Origin of the sequence: Aurantibacter crassamenti (genome assembly GCF_016811105.1) — a bacterium.
Taxonomy (GTDB): Bacteria; Bacteroidota; Bacteroidia; order Flavobacteriales; family Flavobacteriaceae; genus Aurantibacter_A; species Aurantibacter_A crassamenti.
The window spans coordinates 2295879-2307466 of sequence record NZ_JAFBGM010000001.1 but is presented as its reverse complement, the minus strand read 5'-3'; the positions used below and the strand labels follow the sequence as shown (position 1 = coordinate 2307466).

11 protein-coding genes are annotated in these 11588 nt (G+C 34.5%); 1 reads left to right on the top strand and 10 read right to left on the bottom strand.

Translation table 11 applies throughout. The features are described 5' to 3' along the window. Positions 1-92: 92 nt before the first annotated feature. The 3 genes from JQC67_RS09480 to JQC67_RS09470 all read right to left on the bottom strand — a co-directional run bounded on the left by JQC67_RS09480 (position 93) and on the right by JQC67_RS09470 (position 3362). Positions 93-1025 (bottom strand): peptidylprolyl isomerase, encoded by a 933-nt coding sequence (locus JQC67_RS09480; RefSeq protein ID WP_203252572.1) that lies wholly within the window; start codon positions 1023-1025, stop codon positions 93-95. Between the two features lie 61 nt (positions 1026-1086). After that, positions 1087-2481: a M28 family peptidase gene (locus tag JQC67_RS09475; RefSeq protein ID WP_203252571.1), complete on the bottom strand. Its 1395-nt coding sequence runs from the start codon at positions 2479-2481 to the stop codon at positions 1087-1089. Beyond that, on the bottom strand, positions 2481-3362 hold the full coding sequence (locus JQC67_RS09470) for a PPK2 family polyphosphate kinase (RefSeq protein ID WP_203252570.1): 882 nt from the start codon (positions 3360-3362) through the stop codon (positions 2481-2483). The genes JQC67_RS09475 and JQC67_RS09470 overlap by 1 nt, the downstream gene beginning before the upstream one ends. A gap of 196 nt (positions 3363-3558) precedes the next feature. On the opposite strand from JQC67_RS09470, the gene JQC67_RS09465 reads away from it, so the two are divergent. Further along, positions 3559-4251, top strand: coding sequence for a hypothetical protein (locus JQC67_RS09465; RefSeq protein WP_203252569.1), 693 nt, complete (start codon positions 3559-3561; stop codon positions 4249-4251). A 1-nt stretch (position 4252) separates the two neighbouring features. On the opposite strand, the gene JQC67_RS09460 is transcribed toward JQC67_RS09465, so the two are convergent. From JQC67_RS09460 to JQC67_RS09430, 7 genes are all read right to left on the bottom strand, one after another. Beyond that, positions 4253-5416, bottom strand: coding sequence for a sigma-54-dependent transcriptional regulator (locus tag JQC67_RS09460; protein ID WP_203252568.1), 1164 nt, complete (start codon positions 5414-5416; stop codon positions 4253-4255). An 11-nt stretch (positions 5417-5427) separates the two neighbouring features. Further along, complete coding sequence (locus tag JQC67_RS09455) at positions 5428-6261, bottom strand: DUF6268 family outer membrane beta-barrel protein (RefSeq protein WP_203252567.1); 834 nt, start codon at positions 6259-6261, stop codon at positions 5428-5430. Positions 6262-6352: 91 nt separating this feature from the next. Next, the gene (locus JQC67_RS09450) at positions 6353-7198 is read right to left on the bottom strand and encodes a mechanosensitive ion channel family protein (protein WP_203252566.1); all 846 of its coding nucleotides are present in this window, start codon (positions 7196-7198) and stop codon (positions 6353-6355) included. 1 nt (position 7199) lies between these two features. Further along, positions 7200-8540: an ABC transporter permease gene (locus JQC67_RS09445; protein WP_203252565.1), complete on the bottom strand. Its 1341-nt coding sequence runs from the start codon at positions 8538-8540 to the stop codon at positions 7200-7202. Beyond that, on the bottom strand, positions 8533-9468 hold the full coding sequence (locus tag JQC67_RS09440) for an ABC transporter ATP-binding protein (protein WP_203252564.1): 936 nt from the start codon (positions 9466-9468) through the stop codon (positions 8533-8535). Before JQC67_RS09440 ends, JQC67_RS09445 begins: the two co-directional genes overlap by 8 nt. Positions 9469-9734: 266 nt before the next feature. Continuing rightward, positions 9735-10850, bottom strand: a complete 1116-nt coding sequence (gene dnaJ / locus JQC67_RS09435; RefSeq protein WP_203252563.1) for a molecular chaperone DnaJ — start codon at positions 10848-10850, stop codon at positions 9735-9737. A 33-nt stretch (positions 10851-10883) separates the two neighbouring features. After that, on the bottom strand, positions 10884-11420 hold the full coding sequence (locus JQC67_RS09430) for a nucleotide exchange factor GrpE (RefSeq protein ID WP_203252562.1): 537 nt from the start codon (positions 11418-11420) through the stop codon (positions 10884-10886). Positions 11421-11588: the final 168 nt, after the last annotated feature.

Here is an 11588-nt window from a genome sequence, read left to right as displayed (position 1 = left end):
TTGATTCATATTGTTGCGCCCAAAACTTAGAATAAAAAAACTTCCACCCTTTAAAAGAATAGAAGTTTATACTTTATTTCTGCGGATGAATTTTAACCTACACCCATTAATTCTACGTCAAAAATTAGCGTTGCGTTTGGAGGAATAACTCCACCTGCACCTGCAGCACCATAACCCAAACTTGAAGGAATAACAAAACGAGCTTTGTCACCTACTTGTAACAAACTAATACCTTCATCCCAACCTGGAATTACTTGACCAACACCTAATTGAAAATCAATTGGCTTACTTCTTTTATATGAAGAATCAAAAACCTGACCATCTAATAAAGAACCTTCATAGTGTACAGATACGTTTTGACCTTTTTCAGCTTTAGCACCACTACCTTTTTGAATCATCTTATAACGCAATCCGCTTTCAGTTTCATCAAAGCCAGCCGCTACTTTATCTAGTTCTTTTGCTTGTGCTTCTTTCTCTTTACTGATTCGTTCTTCTTTTGACTTTTCAAAATTTTGAAAAGCAGAAAGTCCATCAAACTTTTCAGCTTCAGCTCCTACTCTTATTATTTCTAGAGTTTCAATACTATCACCTTGCGCAATTGCATCAACAACTTCTTGACCCGCCTCAACATGACCAAATACAGTATGCTTGTTATCTAACCATGGGGTTGGTACATGTGTGATAAAAAATTGACTTCCGTTAGTACCAGGACCAGCATTTGCCATTGAAAGTACGCCGGGTGCAGCATGATTTAATTCTGGATGAAATTCATCATCAAATTGAAAACCTGGATTTCCACTTCCTGTTCCTTGAGGGCAACCACCTTGAATCATAAAATCAGGAATTACTCTGTGAAAACTAAGTCCATCATAATATGGTGTTCCTTCAGATTTGGCTGAATTCTTTTGCTTACCTTCTGCTAAGGCAATAAAATTACCTACTGTGCCAGGTGTTTTATCATGGGTCAATTTTACTAAAATCTCGCCTTTCGAAGTATTGAACTTCGCATAGATTCCGTCTTGCATTTTACTTGTTTTAAATGAGCGGCAAAGATACTAAATAGTGAAGGAATGTATTGAATGTCAATTAGCCCTTAATTTTCTTGCTAGGTATTACGCCATACTTATCAACTAAGTACACTAAACTAGCCATAGTAGCTGCACCCATTTGTAGCTCTCTTTTATTTACATGCTCAAAAGTATCATTAGCAGCATGGTGATGATCGAAATAGCGTTGCAAGTCGGGCCTTAAACCTGCCAAAAGTATTTCTGAATTTTTCAACGGATCAATATCTGCCCCACTTTCACCTCTAACAAACATGTGAATTAAATAAGGTTCAAAAAGATCCTCCCACCCCTTAATCATTTCAAAATTAGCATCTGAGCAATCAAATGAAAATCCTCTTGGTGTAAATCCGCCCGCATCACTTTCCAAAGCAAAAACATGATTTTCCTTTTTAGTAGTAGCTACTTTAGCATATTCATTACCACCTCGCAAACCATTTTCTTCATTCATAAACAGAACAACTCGAATAGTTCGTAAAGGTTTATAACCTGTTTCTTTTAATAAACGAAGTACATCCATACTTTGAACGCAACCAGCACCATCATCATGAGAGCCATCACCTAAATCCCACGAATCTAAATGCCCGCCAACAACCATTATTTCATTAGGATATTTACTACCTGTAATCTCACCAATTACATTGTAAGATTTAACATCTTCTAATTGCACACAATTTTGCTTGAAATAGAATTTAATATCAGCATTCAACTTTAAAGTTGTACTAAGTAAATTAGCCCCTTTTGTACTAATTGCCGCTGCCGGAATTCTATCTTTAACAGGAATTTCACCGTAGCTCATTGCACCTGTATGTGGCAAATCATCTAAGCGAGAACTCATTGATCGTACAATAATACCCACAGCACCATATTTACTAGCTTCTGCTGCACCTATATATCGTTGATCTACACAACCAGCATAAGCATCAAACGTACTAATCAACTTTTGATCAAATGGACGATTAAAAAAAACAATTTTCCCTTCAATCTTTTCGCGTCCTAAAGATGCAAGTTCTTCAACACCTTGCACTTCAATGAGGTTTGCTTTTAAACCTCCAGGTTTTGTTGCCACAGATCCGCCAAGCGCACAGATGGGCACATTGGTACTGGTACCTGGTGTACTTTCAAAATAGGCAAACTCTGGTGTACCTCTAACCCATTTAGGAACCATAACAGGTTGCAACCATACACGATCAAGACCGAGTAAATCTAATTGTGCTTTTGTATAATCTACTGCTTGCTGTGCCTGCATTGAACCAGACAGCCGACCCCCTATTTGATTTGAAAGATGATTTAACCAATCATAAGCTTTGCCATTAGTCAATGACACATCGTATATTTTTCTTAATTGTGCTTCATCTGCCGTTTGAGCAAATGACACCATGCTTACTAAAAAAAATAATATGTAAATCTTTCTCATCAATTTTCGTTTTCTAATTCTTGTTTATAGCATTCAATGTTCGCTTTCACTTTATCTTCTAATTCTGGCTCTGCAATATCATTATATGTTGTTAATACTTCTAGTAAAATAGAAGCTACAATTACTCGAGAAGATTTTTTATTATCAGCAGGAATTACATACCAAGGTGCATGCGGTTTTGAAGTACGATTAATTGCATCTTCATAACAGTCTTGATAGTTATTCCAAAGTTTTCTTTCTTTTAAATCTCCAGCAGAAAACTTCCAATTTTTTCTTTTTAGATGCAGTCGTCTTAATAATCTTTGTCGTTGTTCTTCTTTTGAAAGATGTAAAAAGAATTTAAAAATTAAAGTGCCATTTTCTGCAATGTGTTTTTCAAAACTATTGATTTGATCAAATCTTTTATCCCAAAAATCATCATTAATATCTTCAACAGCATCAATGCCCGGAATATTTTCACCCATAATATATTCTGGATGTACTCTTGTCACCAATACATTTTCATAATGTGTTCTATTGAATACACCAAATTTTCCGCGAGCTGGCAATGCAATATAATGACGCCATAGATAATCATGTTTTAATTCAAGTTCTGTAGGAACTTTAAAACTATACACCTGAACACCTCGAACATTAAAGTCTTTAAAAACTTCGCGAATAAGACTGTCTTTTCCTGAAGTATCCATTCCTTGAAGACAAACTAAAACACTGTATTTACCATGTGCATATAAAGTGTCTTGAAAATCACCCAACTTTTCTCGAACTTTCTCTAGCTTTTTTTTAAGCTCTTTCTCATTTGCCCCTAAATCAGTAGCTGTAGGTGTATTTTGAAGACTTACCTTTTTTTCTACTTTATAGGCTGATATATCTACCTTTTTCATGGGTTGAATATAAATTATTTAATCGACGAACGGTACATTATGTTAAAAAAATTGGTAGTTAAACTTTATTAAAAACCACTTTATCCAATATATGGCTTAGGCTATGTTGACTATCGAAAAAAGTAGGTTTCAATACCTATCTATGTCTAACTTTGTAATGTAAAAGTCCCAATTTTACGACCAAAATTCAAGTATTATGAAAACACATTACATAGTGTTTTATAGCCTACTCATAACACTCTTCTCATCTTTTGAGATTCGTGAAGAATGCCAATATGCAGAATCTAATATGGGCTTTATTCAAACCCAAACTCGAAAAGCGATTACGGCTACAACTGTGAATCAATCGCATTATATTGCCTATAAAGCTTTAAAAGAGATGCAAAAGACGGAAAACTTAGTTGAAGACTGTGGTTGCACTGATGCATTTGATTTTATAAAATCAGCTACAGAAAATTTAAAAATGGCTACCCGTGCCACTACACTTGAAGAAACAAGAAAATTATTAAATATTTCTTTAGAAAATACTATTGCTGGAGCGAAAGCAATTGCAGAGTATATTGAAATCAACGGTTCATACGGAACTGATGTATTAGCTATGAATACGGTAGAGTCTAATAACACTATCAATAAACCTACGGGCGCAATTAGCTATGAACGTTTAAAAGAAAAAATAGATATATCACTTATAAGCTATGAAGCATCATTGCAAACGGTTGTGGAAACAATTGAGTGTAAAGAAGCTTATGCATTTGCAAAAAGAATTTATGACCATTGCGAAACAGAGCTTCTAAAAGACAACCTTTCTGAAGGTAAAAAATATTATAACCTTAGAACAAAAGCTATTACAAAAGAAGCTCTTGATCTAATTGGCGAATGTTCAAAATAAATTATTTGCTCGCAAACGATTTAACATCAGCGTCAGAAACTTCAGAATTTCCGAGAATTATTAATCGCTCAACAACATTTCTTAGTTCTCTAATATTACCTGTCCAGTCATAGCTTTTTAACAACTTTACTGCTTTATCAGAGAATTTCTTTGGAGCATTACCATGTTCTGATGCAATTTTCTTTGCAAAATGCTCAATAAGAATAGGAATATCATCTCGTCTATCATTTAATGAAGGTACTTTGATTAAAATTACAGCCAAACGATGGTAAAGATCCTCACGAAAATTTCCTTCCGAAATCTCCTTTTTTAAATCTTTATTTGTTGCTGCCACAACACGAACGTCAACTTTAATATCTTTATCAGTACCTACTCTAGAGATTTTATTTTCTTGAAGTGCTCTTAAAACCTTGGCTTGTGCTGAAAGACTCATGTCTCCTATTTCATCTAAAAAAATAGTACCCTTATTTGCTGCTTCAAACTTACCAGCGCGATCTTTTACTGCAGATGTAAATGCGCCCTTAACATGACCGAACAATTCACTCTCAATTAGTTCAGAAGGAATTGCAGCACAATTCACTTCAATAAATGGTGCACTACTACGCTGACTTTTCTCATGAACCCAATGTGCAACCAGTTCTTTTCCGGTTCCGTTTGAACCGGTAATCAAAACTCTTGCGTCAGTTGGCGCCACCTTTTCAATAATATCTTTTATAGCTGAAATCTCATCGCTATCACCTACCATTTCATAATTCTTACTAACCTTCTTTTTAAGAATTTTATTAGCTACTACTAACTCTTTACGATCTAATGCATTTCTAACCGCAGTTAATAGTCTATTTAAATCTGGTGGTTTTGAAATGTAGTCAAACGCTCCAGATCGCATTGTGCCAACTGCTGTTTCTAAATCGCCATGACCAGAAATCATAATAAACGGAATTTCAGGTTTTATCTTCTTAGCAGCCTCAAGCACTTCTACGCCGTCCATTTTTGGCATTTTTATATCGCAAAGCACCAAATCGTAATCGTTGTCTTTTATTGATTCAATTCCTCTTAAACCATCTTCTGCCTCTTCAACAATATAGGAGTCATTTTCTTCTGAAAGTATTTTAACCAACACCCTACGGATGGCTGCTTCATCTTCAACTACCAATATTCTTGACATAATTATTTTTTTTAAAGTCCTATTCTAAATCCGGCCCTAAAATAAAAACTAGGGTCGTCGTTTAATGTAAAAATATCATTTCTATCCTTATCTCTCAAAACTCCGGCTTGAAATAAAGTATGTCCCATGTAACTGTAGACCGACATGATTTTAGATAAATTATGCTGATAACCAATTGTTGCCAAAGCTGCGGATGAAGAAATAGATGATGCAAAACCAGCATCTGGTAAAATTGTACTGTTCTGTAAATTTACAAAATAGCCATCTAGAATAAACTCTGTTTGAATTAACTGTTTATCGTTGATGTGATATTTCATTCCTGTTTTAGGCGCCCCAATTACATAGGTCCATTTTGGATGAAACCGTTTTTCATAATACAAAAATGGTAATGGAATTCTGGGTGTTACTGTAGAATTATAAGATATACCAATAACAAGACGCGTTGGCTTATCTATATTTTGCCGATCTCTAAACCCGCCTATTGTCGCATTAAATGAAAAATCACCATTCTCTAAAGGATTTGTCAAAGTAGATGCCAAGCGCGGTGTTAGCACCCCAATTAGCCGCCATTCATTGTTATAGCGATGCACATAGGCCAAGTTGAAATCAATTATATGAAAAAAATTAAGGCCTTCTTCACTTAGCTTTATATCATTGCGTTGTAAGTCATATGCCAACCGATTGTATTCACTACCTATAATAAGGTTATGAGAATCTTTTAGTTTTATTGGAACATTAGCAACTAACTTTATACGAGATAACTCTGCACCAGCGTCATTTCTTGGCATGAACATATATTCGGCACGAAAAACATCTGGAGTTTGTGCTATGCAAAAAGCTGACATAAATAGAAATGCAATAAAAATTTCTAACCTCAAACATCGTATCCTCATCGCCTTAATTTGCATTTATTTTCCATCTTAATACTAAGATGTATTAATGATTATAGATGTGTACGTCTCGCTGAGGAAACGGAATTGAAATATTATTTTTTCTAAACTTATCGTCTATTGCAAAACGTATGGCACTCTTAATCTTTGGATCTCCGAAACTGTCATTGATATAAAAGTTGATTGTAAACATCAAGGCAGAGTCTCCGAAATCTTCAAAAATTACAAACGGTTTCGGGTTTCTTAAAACTCCATGTTGGTCTCTTACCACTTCTTCAAGTATTTTAGATACAAGTCTGACATCACTACCATAGGCTACACCAACTCTAACGTATTCTCTTGTCGTTTTATGATTCTGTGTGTAATTATAAATACTATCCGTTAAAAATATATGATTCGGAATAACAACCACTTTATCATCGCGAGTTAAGGCACGAGTAGTTCTCAAACGAATTTCAAATACCCTACCAACCTTACCATCAACCTCAATAATATCTCCAACGTGAAGTGATTGATCCATTATCATCATAATACCTGATATAATATCTTGAAAGAGATATTGCAATGCAAAACCAAGACCTACAAAAAGTGCTGCTGATGCAGTTAATAACACAGTAAGATCAACACCAGAAGAACTTAACACTGTAACAACTACAAGAATGTATAATAAATATCTAAGGAAATTGAAAATACTAACAAACTTGTTTTTGTCTTCTTCCGGAAGTTTTTTAGTTACAAATTTGTTGATAAATTTTAAAAGTAGTGACACCAAAATAATTACCAAAACAATGGCAATTAATGTACCAATGGTGATATGAATATCCTTCGTATTTATAACCTGATAGGTCATAAAAAGCTTGAATGCCAAAGCAATACTTTCTAAACTATCCATTTTAATATTTTAACCATTTCCACAATTCTCTGTAGGTTGGCTTTTTACCATACATTAAAATACCAACTCTATATATTTTTGCCGCTAACCAGACAATACCAACAAATGTAACAATTAACAAGATGATCGAAGTTAATACTTGCCAAATTGGTACGCCACCCTCACCTATTCCTCCTGGCAAACGCATGAGCATCACAATTGGTGAGGTTAATGGAAATAATGAAAAACCAACCGCAATTGGACCATGCGGATTACTAAACACCGAAAAGAACCCGACATAAATAGCCAACATTAAGGGTAAAATAATTGGAAAAATAAACTGCTGTGTATCGGTCTCGCTATCAACTGCAGCACCGATTGCTGCATAAATAGAACTATATATTAAATACCCTAATATAAAATAGATTACAAAAAAAGTAAGCAACATTGCCCAAGGTATATCATATAATTCTTGTGCATACAATTGCATCGTTTTATCTAAAGTAGGCACTTGTGGTGCCATTTCGCCAGTCATACCATTTGTAATGTCGCTTGTTGCACTTAACGCTGACGGGTCAATATCAAAAATGGAAAAGGCAACTAACATTAATAACGATGCGGAAACTATCCAAATTGCAAATTGAGTTACCCCTGCTAATGATGTGCCTATTATTTTACCCAACATTAAATGAAAAGGTTTTACCGATGAAATTATTACTTCAATAATTCTACTGGTTTTCTCCTCTATAACACTTCGCATAACAAAGCCACCATAAATTATTATAAACATCATAATAAGATATCCGAAAGCCCCACCTATAAATGCCTTTATCTCATTAATTCCTTTTAAATTTTTTTGTCCTTTAAATGTAGCTGTCTTCAGTTCAAAACGATTTTCCATTGTTGCAAAATCTTGAGCTGACACCCCTAATTCTTGCAGTCGATTTAAACGAAGCCTATCTTCAAAAACACCTTCTATTTTATCAAGTATATTCGTACTTGGTACATCTTTAGTATAAAAAAAAGATTGCGCTGCAAGTTCTTCTAAATTTGCACGATTTGGAATATGCAATAACCCAACATAACCTAACCCCGCTGCAGAGTCTTTAGCAGCTTCTAATGAAATGCTATTGAAATGTAAATATGAAGTACCTTCTGAACCTACAAAGTCATTAGTAAAATAATCGCTTTCATTTAAAACACCAACAACTTGTCTTTCATTATCGTTTATTTTAGTAAGGTAGGCAATCAACAAAACCATGCCCACCATTAAAATTGGACTCAAAAATGTCATCACTACAAACGACTTGTTTCTGACTTTAGCTAGATATTCACGCTTTATTATTAAGCCTAGTTTATGCATTGACCTCTTTATCTTGAATGTTCTTTATAAATATTTCATTAGCTGAAGGTATGGTCTCAACAAAACGATTGATATTGGCCTTACTAGACAAATAAGCAAGCATTTCTTTTGAATCATTACTAGGCAACTGTAGCGTAAAATCTAGTTGCCCTTCTGCTGCATCAAACTTTGCTAAACTAATTTCAAACTTATTGGATAACTCTTTTAACAAGGCTTCACCATGAGCAACTTCTAATCCTATTTGATAAATATTATTCTTATAAGCTTTTTTAATATCAGATAGTTTTCCGTCTAGAATTTTTTCAGAATTATTTAATAGCGCTATGTACTCACATAACTCTTCAACTGATTCCATTCTATGTGTAGAAAATATTATAGAGGCTCCTTTTTCTTTTAATAAGAGAATTTCATCTTTTATAATATTCGCATTGATTGGATCAAAACCACTAAATGGTTCATCAAAAATAAGCAGCTTTGGCTCATGAAGTACAGTAACAATAAACTGTATTTTTTGAGCCATTCCTTTAGAAAGCTCTTGTACTTTTTTGTTCCACCAATCGCCAATTTCTAATCTATCAAACCAATATTTCAGGCGCTTATTTGCATCTGCTTTACTTAACCCTTTTAGTTGTGCTAAATATAGTGCCTGCTCGCCCACTTTCATTTTTTTGTACAAACCCCGCTCTTCGGGCAAATACCCAATTTTAGATATGTGTTCAGCTTTTAACGGTTCACCATCAAAAAACACTTCACCAGAATCAGGAAATGTTATTTGATTGATTATTCTGATTAAAGTGGTTTTTCCAGCACCATTAGGCCCGAGTAGACCATAGATACTGTTTTTCGGAATTTCTAAAGAAACTTTGTTTAAGGCAAGATGTTTACCATACTGTTTGGTAACCTCTTTAGTAACCAAAATGTTGTTCATGTAGGCATTTTGTTCAAAGATATACAAATCGATTAAAAACTAATTCGGAAAATTCTTGTGAGTTGTTTGATTTGCTATGCAAAATATGCACTTTACTGTACTGCTTTCTATAAAATATCAACTAACTATCTTATAAAAAACAAAACCCATCCTTAAATAAAATCTAAGGATGGGAAAAAAATTGCTATGAAAAAGAAAATTATATCGGCGTAACCGATATAAAATCAAATATACGTTTTTTATTTAAACCACAACACGCTTTTCGTTTAAGAGAACATATCTTTGACCTTCTCAAAGAACGATTTATCCGATTTCTCGGGCTTTGGTTCAAAATTCTCGTTGTTCTGCATGCGTTCAAAAAATTCTTTTTGCTCTTTATTGAGCTCTTTTGGCGTCCAAACGTTAACATGAACTAATAAATCACCACTTCCGTAGCCATTTATGTTTGAAACTCCTTTACCTCTTAATCTTAGAATTTTTCCTGATTGAATACCTGACTCAAGCTTTATTCTTACTTTTCCGCCAACTGAATCTATTTCTTTTGAAGTACCTAAAACAGCTTCAGAAATACTTATATACAAATCAAAGTGCAAATTATCACCTTCTCTTTTTAGCGTTTCATGATCTACTGTTTCAATAGCAACTAGTAAATCGCCTGAAACACCATTACCTGGTGCCTCATTACCTTTACCTGAAACTTTTAACTGCATACCTTCTTCAACACCTGAAGGTATTTTTATAGAAACTGTTTCTTCTTCAACTACCAAACCTTGTGCATCGGCGTTGCTAGGTTTTTTATCAATCATTTGGCCGCTTCCACCGCAAGCACTACAGGTAGCTGCAGTTTGCATTCTACCTAAAATAGTGTTCGTGATTTTAGTCACTTGACCATTACCATTACATGTACTACACGTTTTATACGTTACACCAGCAGCTTGTTTTTTACGACGAACCTTTACTTTTTTCTCAACACCATTAGCTACTTCTTCTAATGTAAGCTTTACACGTATGCGCAAATTACTTCCTTTGACTCTTCTCTGACCACCGCCACCGAAACCGCCAAAACCACCAAAACCACCGCCGCCGAAAATGTCACCAAACTGGCTGAAAATGTCATCCATATTCATGCCACCGCCGCCAAAACCGCCGCCACCGCCGCCTTCGAAAGCAGAATGACCAAACTGATCGTATCTGGCCTTTTTATCAGGATCACTTAATACTTCATAAGCTTCTGCAGCCTTTTTAAACATCTCTTCTGCCTGAGAATCACCTGGGTTTTTATCAGGATGATATTGAATGGCCTTTTTTCGATATGCTTTCTTTATATCTGTAGCCGACGCATTTTTACTAATCCCTAATATTTCGTAGAAGTCTTCTTTCACTTTGTTGTTTTAAATCAAAATCAGCGTGTTGGCTTATTTACCAACTACTACTTTTGGATGTCTAATAATTTTATCGCCTAATTTGAAACCCTTTTCAATTACATCAATTACCTTGCCCTTCAACTTATTTTTTGGAGCAGGTATTTGAGTTATGGCATCATGTATTTCGGCATCAAAAGTATCACCTTGCTTCACTTTTACTTCTTCTAACCCTTTAGATTTTAAAGTCTCACGAAGTTTATTACTTATTAATTCAACTCCTTTAAAAGCTTCTTTATCTTCAGACTTCGCCAATTCTGGCAATGCACGATCAAAATCATCAACTACAGGTAACATTGCAACAATAACTTCTTGACCTGCTGTTTTAAAAAGCTCCATTCGCTCTTTAGATGTACGCTTTTTATAATTCTCAAATTCTGCAAAAAGGCGTAAAAACTTCTCCTTTTCTTTAGCTAAATCTTGACGTAGTTCATCTTCAATTGAAACTTCTTCTTGTTCATTTTCCGATACTTGCTCTTCATTTTCATGAAGTATTTCGTCTAATTCTTCTGTGCTATCTTTTTCGCTCATTGCGTGTATGTTTTTTTTACTATTTACGGATGGCAAAAGTACTGCCATTTCTTAAAAAATGTCAAAATGTCACGAAGTTTATTGAAAAAACAACCAATAATCATATTAGTAGCTGAAAAACCTCAACATCTCAATGAAATTTTACTTTAAAAATGTAAGTGTGACTTG